15 protein-coding genes and 2 pseudogenes are annotated in these 18,255 nt (G+C 42.2%); 8 read left to right on the top strand and 9 right to left on the bottom strand.

Annotated elements, in window-relative coordinates; genetic code table 11:
• Nucleotides 1-29: 29 nt before the first annotated feature.
• From K8B83_RS11420 to K8B83_RS11410, 3 genes and pseudogenes are all read left to right on the top strand, one after another.
• Nucleotides 30-296: pseudogene (locus K8B83_RS11420) on the top strand (LysE family translocator); the annotation flags it as partial.
• 109 nt (nt 297-405) lie between these two features.
• Nucleotides 406-1,674 carry an IS4 family transposase gene (locus tag K8B83_RS11415; protein WP_188741273.1) on the top strand — a complete coding sequence of 423 codons (1,269 nt, stop codon included), beginning with the start codon at nt 406-408 and terminating at the stop codon, nt 1,672-1,674.
• A gap of 14 nt (nt 1,675-1,688) precedes the next feature.
• Nucleotides 1,689-2,048, top strand: a pseudogene (locus tag K8B83_RS11410) (LysE family translocator); the annotation flags it as partial.
• A gap of 18 nt (nt 2,049-2,066) precedes the next feature.
• Here K8B83_RS11410 and K8B83_RS21705 read toward each other — a convergent pair.
• Nucleotides 2,067-2,426 carry a peptidogalycan biosysnthesis protein gene (locus K8B83_RS21705; protein WP_317846430.1) on the bottom strand — a complete coding sequence of 120 codons (360 nt, stop codon included), beginning with the start codon at nt 2,424-2,426 and terminating at the stop codon, nt 2,067-2,069.
• Nucleotides 2,404-3,243 carry a peptidogalycan biosysnthesis protein gene (locus K8B83_RS11405; RefSeq protein ID WP_317846429.1) on the bottom strand — a complete coding sequence of 280 codons (840 nt, stop codon included), beginning with the start codon at nt 3,241-3,243 and terminating at the stop codon, nt 2,404-2,406. Before K8B83_RS11405 ends, K8B83_RS21705 begins: the two co-directional genes overlap by 23 nt.
• A gap of 108 nt (nt 3,244-3,351) precedes the next feature.
• Here K8B83_RS11405 and ggt point away from each other — a divergent pair, with 108 nt between their 5' ends.
• The 4 genes from ggt (at nt 3,352) to K8B83_RS11385 (ending at nt 8,887) form a co-directional block, all read left to right on the top strand.
• Nucleotides 3,352-5,100, top strand: coding sequence for a gamma-glutamyltransferase (ggt, locus tag K8B83_RS11400; RefSeq protein WP_223417206.1), 1,749 nt, complete (start codon nt 3,352-3,354; stop codon nt 5,098-5,100).
• A gap of 32 nt (nt 5,101-5,132) precedes the next feature.
• Nucleotides 5,133-5,879 (top strand): hypothetical protein, encoded by a 747-nt coding sequence (locus K8B83_RS11395; RefSeq protein WP_223417205.1) that lies wholly within the window; start codon nt 5,133-5,135, stop codon nt 5,877-5,879.
• 11 nt (nt 5,880-5,890) lie between these two features.
• Nucleotides 5,891-6,286 carry a type 2 periplasmic-binding domain-containing protein gene (locus tag K8B83_RS11390; RefSeq protein ID WP_223417204.1) on the top strand — a complete coding sequence of 132 codons (396 nt, stop codon included), beginning with the start codon at nt 5,891-5,893 and terminating at the stop codon, nt 6,284-6,286.
• Nucleotides 6,287-6,790: 504 nt separating this feature from the next.
• Nucleotides 6,791-8,887 (top strand): bifunctional 2',3'-cyclic-nucleotide 2'-phosphodiesterase/3'-nucleotidase, encoded by a 2,097-nt coding sequence (locus K8B83_RS11385; protein ID WP_223417203.1) that lies wholly within the window; start codon nt 6,791-6,793, stop codon nt 8,885-8,887.
• A gap of 47 nt (nt 8,888-8,934) precedes the next feature.
• Here K8B83_RS11385 and K8B83_RS11380 read toward each other — a convergent pair whose 3' ends face one another.
• Nucleotides 8,935-9,360 (bottom strand): ATP-binding protein, encoded by a 426-nt coding sequence (locus K8B83_RS11380; RefSeq protein ID WP_223420055.1) that lies wholly within the window; start codon nt 9,358-9,360, stop codon nt 8,935-8,937.
• 37 nt (nt 9,361-9,397) lie between these two features.
• On the bottom strand, nt 9,398-10,132 hold the full coding sequence (gene cobB / locus K8B83_RS11375; protein WP_188739242.1) for a Sir2 family NAD+-dependent deacetylase: 735 nt from the start codon (nt 10,130-10,132) through the stop codon (nt 9,398-9,400).
• A 355-nt stretch (nt 10,133-10,487) separates the two neighbouring features.
• Here cobB and fur point away from each other — a divergent pair, with 355 nt between their 5' ends.
• Nucleotides 10,488-10,919, top strand: coding sequence for a ferric iron uptake transcriptional regulator (fur, locus tag K8B83_RS11370; RefSeq protein WP_188739279.1), 432 nt, complete (start codon nt 10,488-10,490; stop codon nt 10,917-10,919).
• A gap of 61 nt (nt 10,920-10,980) precedes the next feature.
• Here fur and K8B83_RS11365 read toward each other — a convergent pair whose 3' ends face one another.
• The 5 genes from K8B83_RS11365 to sucA all read right to left on the bottom strand — a co-directional run bounded on the left by K8B83_RS11365 (nt 10,981) and on the right by sucA (nt 18,135).
• Nucleotides 10,981-11,907, bottom strand: a complete 927-nt coding sequence (locus K8B83_RS11365; protein WP_223417202.1) for an AEC family transporter — start codon at nt 11,905-11,907, stop codon at nt 10,981-10,983.
• Between the two features lie 66 nt (nt 11,908-11,973).
• Nucleotides 11,974-12,846, bottom strand: coding sequence for a succinate--CoA ligase subunit alpha (gene sucD, locus K8B83_RS11360; protein WP_188739244.1), 873 nt, complete (start codon nt 12,844-12,846; stop codon nt 11,974-11,976).
• Nucleotides 12,846-14,012, bottom strand: coding sequence for an ADP-forming succinate--CoA ligase subunit beta (sucC, locus tag K8B83_RS11355; protein WP_188739245.1), 1,167 nt, complete (start codon nt 14,010-14,012; stop codon nt 12,846-12,848). The genes sucD and sucC overlap by 1 nt, the downstream gene beginning before the upstream one ends.
• A gap of 75 nt (nt 14,013-14,087) precedes the next feature.
• Nucleotides 14,088-15,284 (bottom strand): 2-oxoglutarate dehydrogenase complex dihydrolipoyllysine-residue succinyltransferase, encoded by a 1,197-nt coding sequence (gene odhB / locus K8B83_RS11350; protein ID WP_188739246.1) that lies wholly within the window; start codon nt 15,282-15,284, stop codon nt 14,088-14,090.
• A 28-nt stretch (nt 15,285-15,312) separates the two neighbouring features.
• Nucleotides 15,313-18,135 carry a 2-oxoglutarate dehydrogenase E1 component gene (gene sucA, locus K8B83_RS11345; protein WP_223417201.1) on the bottom strand — a complete coding sequence of 941 codons (2,823 nt, stop codon included), beginning with the start codon at nt 18,133-18,135 and terminating at the stop codon, nt 15,313-15,315.
• Nucleotides 18,136-18,255 lie beyond the last annotated feature (120 nt).

Genomic DNA, 18,255 nt, shown 5'->3' with positions numbered 1-18,255 from the left:
CCACATTCTGTTATTGATAATTGACGCCAATGCCTGATTACGCCGTACTTGCCGTGTTTATTCCGACCTTCTTTTTTGTCTCCATCACCCCTGGTATGTGCATGACCTTAGCCATGACACTGGGCATGAGTGTTGGCGTGCGTAAAACCTTATGGATGATGCTAGGGGAGCTGGTCGGAGTGGCACTAGTGGCCATTGCAGCCGTACTGGGCGTAGCCAGTATTATGCTTAATTACCCACAGGTATTTGATTTACTCAAATGGGTGGGTGGCGGATATTTAATCTATATCGGCATTCATAGACAGGATCTTTAGCAATAAACCTATATTTTAGATAGAAAAAAGGCCTTATTTATGATCTGATAATTGTCGCCAAACAAATCAACATGACCAATAAATAAAGCCGATGACAATTATCACCTTAAAAAAGCAATTTATGCAATTCTTCAATGCAGACATCCTTCAAAAAATGGCTAAGCGCACAGGGTTTATACAGCGAAATCGCGCTGTATTACCTGAACTATTGGTACCGAGCTTGCTCTCTGCGTTGAGCAAAGGGAACTGCCATGCCATTGCTGACTTACATCGTCAGTTTAATGGTATGTGTCTGACAGAAAATGATAATGTGGCTTACAAACCTTTTCATAATCAGCTCCGCAAAGCCGCCTTTGCTGATTTTATGAAGCAATTGGTTCAGCTGGCTATCGCTCAGTTTGCTCGCCAACAATGCGCTTCGCTTCCGAAGAAGTTGTTAGGCTTTGATGATATTTTGCTTCAGGACGGCAGTTCTTTTCATGTTCACAAGGCGTTAGCTGACGTGTACCCAAGCCGCTTTAAGCGTAATCCAGCCGCGATAGAGTGCCATATGACCCTGTCATTGCGCACATTTAACCCCACGGCAATGGCGATAAGTGCTGATACCGCTTCAGAAAGAACCTATCTCCCCATGGCCTTTAGAATGAAAAATACACTGCTTCTGGCTGATGCGGGCTATCCTGATTTCGAATATTTTGCCAATGTGGAACGGCATCAAGGGTTCTATATTTTTCGGGGGCAAAAGTCACTCAACCCAAGAATAGTTGAAGCTAGAAATGGCAAGGGCCGTGTACTGCCTAAGCTTGCCGGAATGAAGCTTAAAGACATCACGCGTCGCACCAATCGCTCAGAAGTGCTTGACCTAAAAGCCCTGCGGGGAACGCAGGAATTTCGAGTGATAAGGCGTTGGTTTGCAGAAGAAAAACGATTTTGCATCTGGCTAACCAACTTACCGGCAGAGTCTTACTCAGCCGATGACATTATGGCGATTTACCGCTGCCGCTGGCAGGTTGAACTGCTGTTCAAAGAGTTGAAATCACATACAAACTGGCAGAGATTTGCCACCGCGCAGAAAGCGATAGTTGACGGCCTAGTATGGGCCAGCCTGTTGGCACTTATCATCAGACGCAGCACTGCGATGCGCATCATGCCTTCAGTTTCGCTGTTCAAAGCGGCAAAGAATGTGGACGTTTGGCTACTGCCAATCTTTGAGTGTATCTGTCATCGGGCTTGGTCAGAAATAACAGAAAAGATAGACTGGGCGGTCAGCTATATAACAATAAACGCAAAAAAGTCACAACAAAGAAAATCTAGAAAAGACATAACGTTAGATGGAGTTTTTGCAGGCCTTAATGCTTAAGGTCCAGTGTATGTATCGGCATTAATATGTGGCGCGCCAAAGGTAAAATGGCGGTTATCGACAGTGCACAAGTGAACACCCGCAGAACAAGCTTAATTAGCCAGGGGTTTATTACTGCCATTGCCAATCCCAAAGGATGGGCATTTATGATTTCGTTACTGCCTCCGTTTATCAATGTCGACAGTCCAGTTGGTCCACAACTTGGAGTATTGCTGGGTATTATTATGATAACCGAAAGTGTGTCGATGTTGGCCTATGCCAGCGGCGGAAAAAGCTTACGTTTGTTTTTAAGCCGCGGCGATAATATCCGCTGGATGAACCGCATCGCCGGCAGCTTAATGATGCTTGTAGGAGTCTGGCTCGCGCTGGATTAGCCCCTTTAAAAAACGAGATTAATTACTGGTTTTATAGGGTAATTGTTGTGTCATCTGCTCCATATACAATTTAATGTGTGCTTGCTCTTGCTCACAAAAATGAGCAATGGCATCACCAAATGCAGGGTGTTCAATCACATGGCTTGAATACGTCTGTACCGGATAAAAACCTCTTGCCACTTTATGCTCACCTTGCGCGCCAGCATCAAACACATTTAGCTGATTAGCAATTGCATATTCGATGCCTTGATAATAACAGGCTTCAAAATGCAAGCCGTCGTAATCGCTCAACGCTCCCCAGTAACGACCATACAAATGGGTGTTTGAAACAAAATAAAGCGCTGATGCCACCAACTCATCTTGTGCATTGTGTATCATTAATAATCTGATTGACTCCCCCATTGTTTGGGCAATTAACCTGAAAAAATTCCGCAGATAAATACCCTTGATGGCCAGAACGCTTAAGATAAGTGCGTTGATAACAGCGAACAAAACCTTGCCATTGCTCATCGGTGGCATTATCGCCATTTATAAAGGTAAAACGCAGTTGCGCCTTGTGTATTTGTGCGCGCTCTTTGCTGATATTTTTACGCTTTCTGGAGCTCATAGTGCTTAAAAAATCATTAAAGTCCACATAGTCATTATTACGCCAATGAAACTGGCAACCATGACGCTCAATAATGCCGGTATTTACCCACAAGGTATGTTCTGCTTTATGGCTAAATAAACCATGCCACGAAGACCATTGCCGCTCGCTTAATTGCTGCTTTATGACTGTGATGACTTCTGAAATGACGTGCTGCTTGTCGATGTCGCTTAACGTAGGCAAAAAACCAATACGGGCACCCGTTGTTGGCGTAAAGGGAATACTGCTCACCAGTTTAGGATAATAGTCTAATTGATTACGTTCATAGGCTTCAGCCCACGCCCAATCAAACACGTATTCGCCCCAGGAATGAGTTTTAATATACAACGGCATTAACGCTACAATCGTATCACCTTGAGTGACCATAAGATGATGCGGTTGCCAGCCGATGTTATGGCTTACACATTGGCTTAATTCTAAAGCGGATAAATATTCATGACGGGTAAAGGGATTCAAATGGCCAAAATATGTATTCCAGTCAGATATTTTTATGTCACTAATAGTATTAACAAATTTGAATTGATACACTAACGCTTTACTTTGTTCCACCGAATCCTACCTGTTTATGCTAAATCGTTCTCGTTAAAATCTCGTACCATTTGTCACTATCATGTGGCATGTTCTACAACATAATCAAATCAATACCAAGGAATGATCGTGAGCCGACTCCCTAAACTGAAACCTCTTTTACTTAGCACTGCATTGTCAGTTGTATTCTGCTACCCGGCATTAAGCACTGGTGTATACGCCAATGATATCTCTATTTTCAGCGAAATGGCGACAGCTCAACCCATTTATGCCAAACATGGCATGGTCTCAAGCCAAGAAGCTATCGCCAGCCAAATTGGTGTTGATATTTTAAAACAAGGCGGTAACGCTGTTGATGCTGCGGTTGCGGTAGGTTATGCACTTGCTGTAACACTGCCTCGTGCGGGTAACATCGGTGGTGGCGGTTTTATGTTAGTGCACTTAGCCGAACAAAATAAAACCATCGCGATAGATTACCGTGAAACAGCACCAGGCAAAGCGCATAAAGATATCTTTTTAGACGAACAAGGCAATGCTGTCGATAAACTAAGTCGTGAGCATGGTTTGGCCGTTGGCGTGCCTGGTACCGTTTTAGGGTTTGAACTAGCACTTGAAAAATACGGCACAATGGACTTAAAACAAGTCATTGCCCCAGCAATTAAATTAGCTAAAGAAGGCATTCTTGTTACCTCTGATTTATCAAACTCACTGAGTGGACTCAAATCACGTATTGCCCAATGGCCAAGCTCTGCAAAAATATTTTATCGTCCTGATGGAAGTGATTTTCAAGTAAATGATCTCCTTAAGCAACCTGAACTGGCACATTCTCTGTCACTCATTGCCGACAAGGGCAGTAAAGGTTTTTATTATGGTGAAACCGCTGAAAAAATTGTTGCTGCAGTAAAAGATGCTGGCGGCGTAATGAGTTTACAAGATTTAGCTAATTATAAAGTGGTTGAACGTGAACCGGTTCGCGGCCAATATCGCGGCTACGAAATCGTCTCAATGCCACCTCCATCATCGGGCGGAATTCACATTATTGAGATGCTAAATGTGCTCGAAAAATTCCCAATTGATCAATTAGGTCACAATACCGCCAATACACTGCACCTAATGGCAGAAACCATGAAGTATGCCTACGCTGATCGCAGTGAATTTTTAGGCGACCCTGATTTTGTTAAGGTGCCCGTTAAACAACTCATTAGCCGTGACTATGCAACCAGTATTGCAAATAAAATCGCCATTAATAAAACAACCCCTAGCAGCGAAATTAAGCCCGGTAAGCTTGCAGGATATGAAAGCGATCAAACAACACATTACTCAGTTATAGACCAATGGGGTAATGCGGTTGCTAACACTTATACGCTTAACTTTAGCTATGGCTCAGGCCTAGTTGCTGAAGGAACGGGAATTTTATTAAATAATGAAATGGATGATTTTTCAGTAAAACCTGGCACACCAAATGGCTATGGCTTAATTGGTGGTGACGCCAATGCTGTTCAGGGCAATAAGCGACCTCTGAGTTCCATGAGCCCAACCATTGTAATGAAAGACGGAAAACCGTTTATCGTGACAGGTAGCCCTGGAGGTTCACGTATTATCAACATCACCTTACAGATCATCATGAATGTGATAGATCATAAATTGAATATCGCTGAAGCCACCGCTGCTGCGCGAATCCATCATCAATGGCAACCAGATTTTATTTGGGCAGAGCATACGTTAAACCGCGATACCATTTCACTGCTAGAAGCAAAAGGTCACCAAGTTAAGACTCAGGAGTCTATTGGCAGTACGCAATCAATCATGGTGACTGAACAAGGTATTTTTGGGGCATCAGATCCACGCCGTGCAGGCTCAGCGGCCATCGGTCATTAATCCTGTTCGATATTGTTAGCTATTTCACTTCTATGGCGACTTTACAATTAGCAAAGTCGCCATTATTAAGATTGAAATATTATGATATGCATTATGTTGATTACGATGACTCAACCCTGACAATCCAAGCTTTTGGTGGCGAATCTGACGTTAAAAACTCAGCGGTTAAACTCAGTAATTTAATGGGTGCTAACGTCAGCTGGACAGACGAAATTTGGACACTGCGCGCTGTTTATGCTCAAGCACAATTAGATGGCCCTGTAGTCAACGAAGTTGATGTTGAATTAGCCAGCAACGTTAACACCACCGCAAAATATACTGTACTTGATATCGACGATGAAAAAGGATCTTTTGTCGGTGTTGGTGCAAGTTATGATAACGGTGAAATCATTGCGATTACTGAATGGACTCGCTCTGAGATAAATGAAGCCTACCCTGATACCGACTCAGGTTATTTAACCTTAGGCTACCGCATTAAAGCGTTTACGCCTTATGTCACAGTCGCCTATATGGAAACACAAGATAATGACGAACGTTTGCCATTATCGCAAGCAGCGGCGATTCAAATGATTGCGTTTAATGCTGAACGCATGGCTTATAGCCTTGGTTTACGCTGGGACGCAATTGATAACCTAGCGGTTAAATTTGACATAACCTATGCAGACGAATTTGGCGATATCTCAGGCGGATTAACCAGTAACAGTCTTGATACTACAACAGGTAAATTCACTTATGATGACACCCTGATCTACACCGTTAAATTTGACGCAGTATTCTAAGGAGTGTCGAAATGAGAACGTTACTAAGTGTATTAGCTCTAAGCATTTCAACGATTATTTCAGCACAGGCTGCTGTGGTCGTTATTGGTAATCCTGCTGCTGGAGATTTATCTGCCAGTGATGCAAAAAAAGCTTTTTTAGGTAAAGGTGATTCTTCTGTTGCGGTATATGAGCTTGAAGAAGGCAATGCAACTCGCAGTGAATTCCACCAAGCTGTAACGGGTAAATCAGATGCGCAGTTAAAGGCCTTCTGGTCAAAGCAGGTATTTACCGGTAAAGGTAATCCACCGGCTACAGTACCCAATGCTGCGGCAATGAAATCAGCTGTTGCCAGTAGTCCCAATGCTATCGGCTATATAGACGAAGCAGATGTAGATGCCACTGTAAAAGTGATCCTTAAGCCATAATATAATTTGGCGTAATGCACACTTGTGTAAAAAGTAATTAAACCGAGTAACCGTAATGTTACTCGGTTTTTTATTTACAACAATGTAAGCGTTTACATTTTTATATAACAACAATCTAAAAAACAATATTATCTGTAGCACTCAAAACATATCAGAATAAATACGCCAATTTTATGATTAAAAATGCTATCTCTATGATTTTTATTTGTGTTTTTTATTCATCATTAATGATGAATAAAAAACACAAATAAAAACCATTTCATAATTTAATCACTCGTTTTAACAAACCAATTAAAAAAATCACTTACACAAATGATTAATAAATAAGCAAGCCCACTGATTAATCCATTTAATTTAGCGTTTCATCACAATTTATTCATTTATTATGCTTATAATCACGACCGTGTTTTCATTTTATTATCAAAATAGGTAAACAATGTTAACGCTACGTAAGGGCAAATAACAATAAATATGCCCTGGGGTCAATTAAATAGAGAGACACATATGTTAAACAAAAAAATATTAGCCGTTGTTATCGCCGGTGCAATGGGGCTTGGCGGCTGTAACTCAAATAATGACAGTAAAGACACAGAGATTGCAGACATTTCACTGCGCGTGATGGAAACAACTGATCTTCATACAAACATGATGGATTATAATTATTATTCTGGTAAAGAAGATAAAACCATCGGTCTTGTGCGCACAGCTAGCTTAATTAATGCTGCACGTGCTGAAGTCACAAACTCAGTATTGGTCGATAATGGCGATTTATTGCAAGGCAGCCCTATGGGCGATTATGTTGCAAATAAATTCAAAACCGACAGTAATATGCTTACCGATACTCACCCTGTTTATAAAGCGATGAATACGCTTGACTATGAAGTAGGCAATATCGGTAATCACGAATTTAACTATGGATTAGATTTTTTAGAACAGTCATTAGATGGCGCAAACTTCCCTTATATTAATGCTAACGTTATTTGTGCAGACAAAAACGGCTGTTGGGATGATGTTTTATTTAATGAAAACATGTTCACTCCCTATATCATCAAAGAAAAAGTCGTTACTGACCTTGATGGTAACGAGCACACAATAAAAATTGGGTATATCGGATTTGTTCCACCGCAGATTTTACAATGGGACAAAGCAAACTTAGAGGGTAAAGTTGAAGTATTAGGCATTGTTCAGGCCGCAAATAAATTTGTGCCACAAATGAAGGCTGAAGGCGCTGATATTATTTTAGCCATACCGCATTCTGGTATTGGCTCGAGTGAAAATCCTGGCGATCCTTGGGCAGAAAACGCAACTTACGCATTAACCAATGTTGACGGTATTGATGCTATTTTCTTTGGCCATAGCCACTCTGTTTTCCCATCAGCAACGTACAGTGATCTTCCAAACACTGATGTAGAAAAAGGTTTATTAAACGGTATACCAGCCGTGATGCCAGGCCGCTGGGGAGATAACCTAGGCGTTGTCGATTTAGTACTACGTCAAGTGGAAGGAAAATGGACTGTGATCCATGAAGAATCTACCGCTAAAGCTCGCCCTATTTACGACAATGCCAATAAAGTAGAGTTAGTCACAGGTGAAGCCAGTCTAAGAGATGCGATTGAAGTTGAGCACAATGGAACCATTGATTATGTTAGCCAACCTATCGGTGTTGCCGCTGCTGACATGTATAGCTTTTTAACCTTGGTTCAAGATGATCCTACGGTTCAAATTGTCTCAAATGCTCAAATCGCCCGTGTAAAGGCCTTAATCACCGATGATTTAAAAGACTTACCTATTTTGTCTGCCTCTGCGCCGTTTAAAGCAGGTGGACGCTATGCAGAAGGTGATGCAAGCCAATATGTACAAGTGCCTGCGGGCAACTTATCGTACAAAAACGCAGCTGATCTCTATCTTTACCCAAATACCATGGTTGCAGTCAAAGCGACCGGTGCAGAGCTAAAAGATTGGCTAGAATGTTCGGCCAACCAGTTCAACCAAATTGACCCAACAATCAGCACACCACAAAACTTGATTAACCGTGCTGGTCACCCAACCTATAACTTTGATGTTATCGATGGCTTAACGTATAAAATTGACGTGACGCAACCAAGCAAATTTGACCGTAGTTGTGTTGTAGTTAATGCCGATGCTAATCGAATTGTGGACTTAGCTTACACAGCACCTGATGGTACTGTGATTACAGGTGACGAATTAGCCGCGATGTCATTCATAGTTGCATCTAATAACTACCGCGCGTTTGGTGGATCATTTGCTGGCACTGGTTCTGATCATGTTGTGCTTGAACTACCAGATACCAACCGTGATGCGCTATCTGCTTATATTACAGAGCAATCACAACCTAATGCTGCGGGCGAATATGAAGCAATGGTTGATCCATCTGCTGATTATAACTGGGACTTTAAAACTATCGACAATGCTACCGTTGCATTAGACATTCGTTTTGAAACACAGGACAGTGAACTTGCTGATAAATTTGTTGCAGAAAATCAACAACGTAAAATGGTGAAGTTACCAACAACTGACGATGTTGTTGCTGGCTTTGCGATTTACAGTATTGATCTAACAACACCTCTTACCGCTCAATAAATCTAAAGCAAATACAAAAAAGGCGCTAACCGCGCCTTTTTTATCACCTAATCTATGTCAAATAAGTGTCCCATTTTTTGAATATGCGCTAACGGAACACGATGACGATTACGCTCTGCACACAATAGCTGATGTTCAGCATCTTTGGGCTGACCAATCAACACCACTCTTACTTGATAACCTAATGCCCTTGCTGCGGCTTCATACGCCATAAACTCCCATTTAGCCACATTGGTATTATCACAAATAACCACAGGCTCACCGTGCGACATAGCATTAATAAATGCCGTTAGATTTGCTTGATGAAATTGTGCCAAATGTTTGGGATTAAAATGGTACTCACCATTGTCCATAAAATAATCATCTGTAGAAAAATATCCATATTGTCGAATATGCAATGATTGCTCAATTCCTAAAGAATTAATGTATTGTTCAACCCAATATGATTTTCCGCTACCTGGTAAGCCACGCATGATAATCGCTACTTTTGACAAATCCGCAGTTGGTATTTTATTGCTCTGCTGAGTCACTACCTATCACCTTACCTGCTAATATTTGCTCAACTAACCTTGGCATAATCTCACCTGCTTTTCCGGTAAAATGATATTGAAACTGGCTATGCCTGTCTGCCGCCAATAAGTTAACTTCTACCGTTTGTGCGCCGTGATGATTTGCTGAATCGACAAAACCTGCAGCAGGATACACCGTACCAGAAGTGCCAATTGCGATAAATAAATCACATCTGTCTAACGCATCATGAATTCTGTCCATACCAAAAGGCATTTCACCAAACCATACAATATGTGGGCGTAATCGCCTTGCAGGAATACAGCAGGTACAACAGTTATCGACACCAAATGGCTCACGTAATATAAACGTTTGTAAGGATTGCGGACAACGGCCCTTAGCAAGCTCACCGTGCATATGCAAAAGACGACGTGAACCCGCTCGCTCATGTAAATCATCCACATTTTGGGTGATAACTAAAAGCTCACCGTCAAACTCAGCTTCAAGTTTAGCCAAGGCTTCATGGGCGGCATTAGGGGCGACATCACCACCACGTAATTGCTGCCAACGTGTATTGTAAAAACGCTCAACTAACTCAATATCACGAGCATACCCCTCAGGAGTGGCCACATCTTCTATATGGTGCTCCTCCCACAAACCATGTTGATCTCGAAACGTTTTAATCCCTGACTCAGCTGAAATCCCCGCGCCGGTCAGTACCACAATATGCCGGTACATGTTACGTCCTTTATTGTTGTTATATTTTATATAATTGCATGATTTAACATTAACACTTTCTGGATAGATATCAGTCAAATCTACAACAAATTAGCACATTTTTTAACTGTAAATCTTATAGTCTCATCATAACCTTACCCATAGTAAGTGCAATAATCCCTTAGTAGAAGTAAGTTTACTGTTGTTATTTAACCAATATCGCACAAATTGCATCAACTTAAGTCGGTGTTTTACTAAATATTCTCCATATTAGTTGATAAAGCGCGTTAAGAGGTTTATGTTTGCAACATCAAGACATATAATGATTATATTATCCACCGATGAACCGATGGGTTCTGCAATCAAGAGATTAGCAATGACAGATGGAAATCAAGCGCTAAAAAAAGCCGGATTAAAAATAACCCTGCCGCGAGTTAAAATCCTAGAACTGATGCAAGACCCTGAAAATCAGCACATCAGCGCCGAAGACTTGTATAAAAAACTTCTCGAAGTCGGCGAAGAAATTGGTTTAGCAACGGTATATCGCGTACTCAACCAATTTGACGATGCAGGGATCCTTAATCGTCATCATTTTGAAAGTGGCAAAGCCGTATTTGAAATGTCAACGCAACACCACCATGACCATCTGGTGTGCTTAACCTGTGATAAAGTGATTGAGTTTTCTGACGAAGTAATTGAACGTCGCCAGGACGAAATCGCCATGCGCCACAATATCAAATTAACTCATCACAGTTTGTATCTTTATGGTCACTGCACCAACGACACTTGCGATCACGCCGACGAATAGTCAGTATGTAAAAAACCAGCTGTTTAGCTGGTTTTTTATTGCCTATCATTCCTGTTTTTCCCTAAATCAACCAGGTTAGCCATAAGCTATAGCTCAATACTGATAACAACGTTGATAACACCACTGTACTGCCTAACGTTGATTGATATTGTTTAATCTCTGTCGCAATTAAATAGGCATTAACACCTAAGGGTGAAGCACTTAGTAAGACCAGCATAACGGTATTTTGTAAAGTAAAGCCAAATACCTTATCCGCCATCAGGTAAACCAAAGCCGGTAATATTAAAATTTTCAGCATGCTCGCAACCAAAGCAAAGCGCCAGTTTTCGCCAATTCGATAAAAACTCAGATTTGCACCTAACACAAATAAAGCACAAGCCAGAGCAGGCGTAGCTAATAATGACAGTCCATCATTAAGTTGTTGGCCTAAATTGATATTCAAACCGTTAGCAATAATCCCAAGAGTAATACTTAACACCACAGGATTTAGCACCATAGAGCGGGCAAAGTTGCGCCAAGAAAAGCCATGCTGCTGAGCGCGTGAAGCCAATAAGAATGTTAACGCAAACAAGACAGCACTGTGGAAAGTAATGATCATGAATATCGAACCAATCATTGCTTTGCCCAGTGCTGCAGAAATCACCGGTAACCCAACAATAACAGTGTTTGAATAACTACAACCTAATCCAAAAACAGCACTAGCATCGCTGGTTCTGTGTGTGTTTGCTCCAAAATATCGATTAATCTGATAGCCGATAACAAACACCAATATCACTGGAATATAAAATGCTAATAACAAATACGGGTCAATACTTTGAGCAAAAGGTGCCGCCAACATATTAATAAATAAAAACGCAGGAATACTGACATAAAAGGTAAATTTACTCAGGCCTGCAATGTGATCTTTATTAAAAAAGCCAGCACGAGTCAGTCCATAGCCAAGAGTAACTATAAACATAATCGGAAAAATAATATTCGCAATGGCCATCTATAAAACCTATATAAAAGGTAATAAAAAAGGCGCCTAAGCGCCTTTTTCCAACTGGGTAATGAATTACCAGCCAGTTTTAGTGCGTAATGCTTTACCAATGTCAGCTAAAGAGCGAACAGTAGTTACACCAGCAGCTTCAAGCGCAGCAAATTTATCAGCAGCAGTACCTTTACCGCCAGCGATAATCGCGCCAGCATGGCCCATACGCTTACCTTCTGGTGCAGTCACACCAGCAATGTAAGATACAACAGGCTTAGTTACGTGTGCTTTGATATATTCAGCAGCTTCTTCTTCAGCGTTACCACCGATTTCACCGATCATAACAATCGCTTCAGTTTGTGGATCGTTTTGGAACATTTCCAATACGTCGATGAAGTTAGTACCAGGAATTGGGTCGCCACCAATACCAACACAAGTAGATTGGCCGAAACCTTCGTCAGTTGTTTGCTTAACCGCTTCGTACGTTAAAGTACCAGAGCGTGAAACAATACCCACTTTACCTGGCTTGTGAATGTGACCAGGCATAATACCAATCTTACATTCACCAGGAGTGATAACACCTGGGCAGTTAGGACCGATCATGCGAGTGCCAGTTTCTTCTAGCTTCACTTTCACTTGTAGCATATCAAGTGTAGGGATACCTTCAGTGATACAAACGATTAGCTCAAGGCCAGCATCGATTGCTTCAAGGATTGCATCTTTACAAAATGGTGCTGGTACATAGATAACAGTTGCAGTTGCGCCTGTTGCCGCTACTGCATCTTTAACTGTGTTAAACACAGGAAGACCTAGGTGAGTTTGACCACCTTTTCCTGGAGAAACACCACCAACCATTTGCGTGCCATAAGCAATCGCCTGCTCAGAGTGGAAAGTACCCTGACCACCAGTGAAACCTTGACAGATTACCTTGGTATCTTTGTTAATTAAAACAGACATTATTTGCCCTCCGCAGCTTTAACAACTTGCTCAGCCGCGTCAGTTAGACTTGTTGCCGCGATGATATCAAGACCAGACTTAGCCAATACTTCACGACCTAATTCGGCGTTAGTACCTTCAAGACGAACAACCACTGGCACTTTAACGCCCACTTCTTTCACTGCACCGATAATACCTTCAGCGATCATATCGCAACGAACGATACCACCGAAGATGTTAACCAATACGGCTTTAACATTGCTGTCAGAAAGAATGATCTTAAATGCTTCAGCAACACGTTCTTTTGTTGCTCCGCCGCCAACGTCTAGGAAGTTAGCTGGCTTGCCGCCGTGTAGATTTACGATGTCCATTGTGCCCATTGCTAGGCCAGCACCGTTAACCATACAACCTACGTTGCCATCTAATGCTACATAGTTTAATTCAAACTTAGCAGCGTGCGCTTCACGAGCGTCATCTTGAGATGGATCGTGCATTGCTTTGATTTTTGGTTGACGGAATAATGCGTTGCCATCGATACCGATTTTGCCATCTAAACAGTGAAGGTTACCTTCAGTGGTGATAACAAGTGGGTTGATTTCTAATAACGCAAAATCATGGTCGTTAAACATGTTAGCTAGACCCATAAAGATCTTAGTGAACTGCTTCATTTGAGTTGGGTTTAAACCTAACTTGAAGCCAAGATCACGTGCTTGGTATGCTTGAGGACCAGTTAATGGGTCGATAATAGCAGTGTGAATAAGTTCAGGAGACTCTTCTGCTACTTTTTCAATTTCAACGCCACCTTCAGTTGACGCCATGAACACTACACGACGAGTGCTACGGTCAACTACTGCACCTAGGTACAGTTCGTTAGCGATGTCAGTACAGCTTTCAACTAGGATTTTAGCAACTGGCTGACCTTTAGCGTCAGTCTGATATGTTACTAAGTTTTTACCTAACCAGTTTTCAGCGAATGCTCTGATTTCGTCTTTGTTGCCAGTCACTTTAACTCCACCAGCTTTACCACGGCCGCCAGCGTGTACTTGACACTTAACAACCCACATATTTCCGCCAATGTGGCCAGCTGCTTCAACTGCTTCTTGAGCAGTATCACATGCAAAACCTTCAGAGACTGGTAAACCATATTCGGCAAATAAAGATTTTGCCTGATACTCATGCAAATTCATGATGATCTATCCATATACTTCTAATCAAATCCAACTGGCTCGTTGTGAGCCAGCGACGAGGGTTTATCTACTGACTTATAGATCAAGTAGTAGACGTGTTGGATCTTCTAAGAAGTCTTTAATAGCGACTAAGAAGCCAACTGACTCACGGCCATCAACAATACGATGGTCATAAGAGAGTGCTAGGTACATCATAGGCAGGATTTCAACCTGGCCATTAACTGCCATTGGGCGATCTTTAATGGCATGCATGCCTAAGATTGCGCTTTGTGGCAGGTTTAAAATAGGGGTAGACATAAGTGAGCCAAACACACCACCGTTAGTCACAGTGAAGTTACCGCCAGTCATGTCAGCAACAGATAATTTACCGTCACGGCCTTTAATAGCAAGATCACGAACCGCTTTTTCAATTTCAGCTAGGTTCATGGTATCTGTATCACGTAGTACTGGTGTTACCAGGCCACGAGGAGTTGATACTGCGATGCTGATATCGAAATAGTTGTGATAAACAATATCATCACCATCGATTGACGCGTTAACTTCAGGGAAACGTTTAAGTGCTTCTGTAACCGCTTTGATATAGAAAGACATAAAACCTAAACGAATACCGTGGCGTTTTTCAAACACATCTTGGTATTGCTTACGAATATCCATGATTGGCTTCATGTTAACTTCGTTAAACGTCGTTAACATGGCTGTCGAGTTTTTAGCTTCTAACAGACGTGTTGCAATGGTTTTACGTAAACGAGTCATAGGGACACGTTTTTCGCTACGGCCTTCAAGCGGTGCAACGGGTGCAGCTGCTGGGGCAGATTTTGCAGGAGCAGACTTAACGAATGCTTCAACGTCTTCTTTAGTAATGCGTCCACCAACACCAGTACCTTTAATTTTGGCAGCATCAAGGTTGTGTTCGGCAATCAAACGACGAACAGATGGGCTTAATGCATCGTTAGACTCATCACTTGCCGCTTCTGTAGTTGCAGATGCTGCTGGAGCTTGCGCTTCAGCTTTAGTCACTTCTTGACCAGATACAACACCAGCAACAAACTTAGCAATTACTTGCTCACCTAAAACTGTGTCGCCTTCTTGGAACAACAATTCAGAAATAGAACCGTCTTCTGGTGCAACCACTTCTAACACGACTTTATCAGTCTCGATATCAACTAAATTTTGATCGCGAGTGACCGCTTCACCAGGTTTAACATGCCAAGTAGCAATCGTTGCATCAGCAACAGATTCTGGTAATACGGGTACCTTAATTTCGATACTCATTGAAAGCTTCCCTTATATATATTATCTATTACGACAGTTTTAATGCGCTATTCACTAATGATTCTTGCTGGTGTACATGCAATGCTGGATAACCACATGCTGGCGCAGCTGACGCTTCACGACCGGCATACGTTAATTGCGCACCTGCTGGAATGTTAGCCCAGAAATGATGCTGACTACAGTACCATGCACCCTGGTTTTGTGGTTCTTCCTGACACCATACAAAGTCTTTAACATGTTGATATGCTTCTAGTGCTGCACGCATTTCCAAATCAGGGAACGGGTACAACTGTTCAACACGAATAATGGCGATGTTTTCGATGTTTTCTTTACGGCGTTTTTCGAGCAGTTCAAAGTAAACTTTACCGCTACAAAATACTACGCGATCGACTTTACTGGCATCTAATGTATCGATTTCACCAATAATGTTTTGGAACGTCCCTTCAGCCAGCTCTTCCAAACTTGACACTGCAAGAGGATGACGTAGCAAAGATTTAGGTGACATTACCACTAATGGACGACGCATAGGGCGAACCACTTGACGGCGTAACATGTGGTAAACCTGTGCAGGTGTTGAAGGTACACACACTTGCATATTATGGTTAGCACAAAGTTGCAAGAAACGCTCTAAACGTGCACTAGAATGTTCAGGGCCTTGGCCTTCATAACCATGAGGAAGCAGCATTGTTAGACCACATAAACGGCCCCATTTTTGCTCACCTGATGACAAGAACTGATCGATAACCACTTGAGCACAGTTAACAAAATCGCCAAACTGAGCTTCCCAAATAGTCAATCCACCAGGCTCTGCAGTTGCGTAGCCATATTCAAATGCAAGTACTGATGCTTCAGACAACACAGAATCGGTAATGTTAATTGGCGCTTGATCTTCGGCCACATTACGAAGTGGTAAATATGTTGTGCCATCTTTTTGATTATGCAAAACAGCATGGCGATGGAAGAAAGTACCACGACCAGAGTCTTGACCTGTTATACGCACACGCTTTTTATCTTCAAGGATAGAAGCATAAGCTAAGGTTTCTGCAAAACCCCAATCTAATAATTTTTCGCCTTTCGCCATTGCTACGCGGTCGCTATATATTTTAGCAACACGTGACTGTAAAGCATGGTTTTGAGGAATATCGACTAATTTATTAGCTAGATTCTGTAAGCGTTCCATCGGCATTTCGCTGACGTAATCTTCATCCCATTCGCGATTTAAATAAGGTGTCCAGTCAACCGTGTGTAGCGTCATTGGGCGCCATTCTTTTACCACACAATCACCGGCATCTAGTGCGTCACGGTAATGATTAATTAAGCCTGTTACTTCTTCCTCATCTATACTTTTCTCAGCAATCAGCTTGTCAGCATAAATTTTACGAGGAGTTTGATGCTTTTTGATTTTTGCGTACATTAACGGCTGAGTGGCACTAGGCTCATCGGCTTCGTTATGGCCATGACGACGGTAACACACTAAATCAATAACAACATCACGTTTAAATTCATTACGATAATCGACAGCAAGCTGAGAAATAAACGCTACCGCTTCTGGGTCATCTGAATTAACGTGGAAAATAGGCGCCTGCACCATTTTGGCGATGTCAGTACAGTATTCTGTAGAACGCACATCAGCATGGTTAGACGTGGTAAAGCCCACTTGGTTGTTCACTACGATACGAATACTTCCGCCCACAGTAAAACCACGTGTTTGAGACATGTTAAACGTCTCTTGTACAATGCCCTGCCCCGTAATGGCCGAGTCACCGTGAATGGTAATTGGCATCACTTGTAAGCCATCTTTACAACCACGACGGTCTTGACGAGCGCGAACAGAACCAATAACCACTGGGTTAACGATCTCTAGGTGAGATGGGTTAAAGGCTAATGCTAAATGAACATTGCCGCCTGGGGTTTCAAAATCTGATGAAAAACCTTGATGGTATTTCACATCACCTGAACCATGAGTATCAGCATGCTTACCAGCAAATTCGTCAAACAATTCAGCAGGACGTTTACCTAAAATATTGACCAACAGGTTTAATCGACCGCGGTGAGCCATACCGACGACAATTTCTTTGGTTCCGGCTTCGCCTGCACGGTAAATAATTTCACGCATCATAGGTACTAACGCATCGCCACCTTCTAGGGAGAAACGTTTAGCCCCAGGGAACTTAGCACCAAGGTATTTTTCCATACCTTCAGCAGCGTTCAACCCTTCAAGAATACGTTTTTTAACCGCGTTATCGTATTTTGCTTTACCCAGTGTTGGCTCAAGACGTTGTTGGATCCAACGTTTTTCATCAGTGTCGGTAATGTGCATATACTCAGCGCCAATCGAACCACAATAGGTGGTTTTCAACGCGTGAATTATATCTGCAAGCTTCATGGTTTCGCCGCCTAAAGCAAACGAACCAGTATTAAACTCGCGCTGCATGTCTTCAGCCGTTAAGCCGTGGTAAGCAGGGTCTAATTCTTGAACAGCCTCACGCTTCCATAATCCTAAAGGATCAAGATTTGCATTTTGGTGACCACGGAAACGGTGAGCGTTTATAAGTTGCAAGACTTTAACTTGTTTTGCGTCTAGCTCGGGGTCACTTACGCGCGCTGCGCCTTTTGAACGACTTTCAAGGGCTAAACTACGAAAATAGTCACGAACTTTAGAGTGGGCGGTTTCGGGCACATCTACTGAGGCACCGTTCACTGGCGGGAGATTATCAAAAACAAGCTGCCAATCAGCAGTTACCGATTGCGGATCTTCTTGATAGGCTTCATACATCTCTTCTACGTAGGTCGAGTTAGCACCACTTAAATGTGATGAATCGAGCCAGGCTTTCATGATGCCTTGGTGCATTGTTATTCCTTTCAAACTTGATACACGTGCTAGCCATAAACATAACAGTGAATAAGCAGGGTTATTCACACGTATTCTGAAATTATCTTAACAAGATTATTGCAGAAGGTCTTTCTTAAA

It is taken from the genome of Shewanella inventionis (assembly GCF_019931735.1).
Lineage (GTDB): Bacteria > Pseudomonadota > Gammaproteobacteria > Enterobacterales > Shewanellaceae > Shewanella > Shewanella inventionis.
Note: the sequence above shows the minus strand (reverse complement) of the source record. Positions and strands in the feature narration are given on the sequence as shown.

What these genes read in the sequence shown, in the direction of transcription:
- odhB (WP_188739246.1), bottom strand. Translation starts at nt 15,284, where the DNA reads ATGAGTATCGAAATTAAGGTACCCGTATTACCAGAATCTGTTGCTGAT.
- sucC (WP_188739245.1), bottom strand. Translation starts at nt 14,012, where the DNA reads ATGAATTTGCATGAGTATCAGGCAAAATCTTTATTTGCCGAATATGGT.
- K8B83_RS11395 (WP_223417205.1), top strand. Translation starts at nt 5,133, where the DNA reads ATGGCGACTTTACAATTAGCAAAGTCGCCATTATTAAGATTGAAATAT.
- K8B83_RS11390 (WP_223417204.1), top strand. Translation starts at nt 5,891, where the DNA reads ATGAGAACGTTACTAAGTGTATTAGCTCTAAGCATTTCAACGATTATT.
- fur (WP_188739279.1), top strand. Translation starts at nt 10,488, where the DNA reads ATGACAGATGGAAATCAAGCGCTAAAAAAAGCCGGATTAAAAATAACC.
- K8B83_RS11415 (WP_188741273.1), top strand. Translation starts at nt 406, where the DNA reads ATGACAATTATCACCTTAAAAAAGCAATTTATGCAATTCTTCAATGCA.
- K8B83_RS11365 (WP_223417202.1), bottom strand. Translation starts at nt 11,907, where the DNA reads ATGGCCATTGCGAATATTATTTTTCCGATTATGTTTATAGTTACTCTT.
- sucA (WP_223417201.1), bottom strand. Translation starts at nt 18,135, where the DNA reads ATGCACCAAGGCATCATGAAAGCCTGGCTCGATTCATCACATTTAAGT.
- K8B83_RS11380 (WP_223420055.1), bottom strand. Translation starts at nt 9,360, where the DNA reads ATGCGTGGCTTACCAGGTAGCGGAAAATCATATTGGGTTGAACAATAC.
- sucD (WP_188739244.1), bottom strand. Translation starts at nt 12,846, where the DNA reads ATGTCTGTTTTAATTAACAAAGATACCAAGGTAATCTGTCAAGGTTTC.
- K8B83_RS21705 (WP_317846430.1), bottom strand. Translation starts at nt 2,426, where the DNA reads ATGATACACAATGCACAAGATGAGTTGGTGGCATCAGCGCTTTATTTT.
- K8B83_RS11385 (WP_223417203.1), top strand. Translation starts at nt 6,791, where the DNA reads ATGTTAAACAAAAAAATATTAGCCGTTGTTATCGCCGGTGCAATGGGG.
- cobB (WP_188739242.1), bottom strand. Translation starts at nt 10,132, where the DNA reads ATGTACCGGCATATTGTGGTACTGACCGGCGCGGGGATTTCAGCTGAG.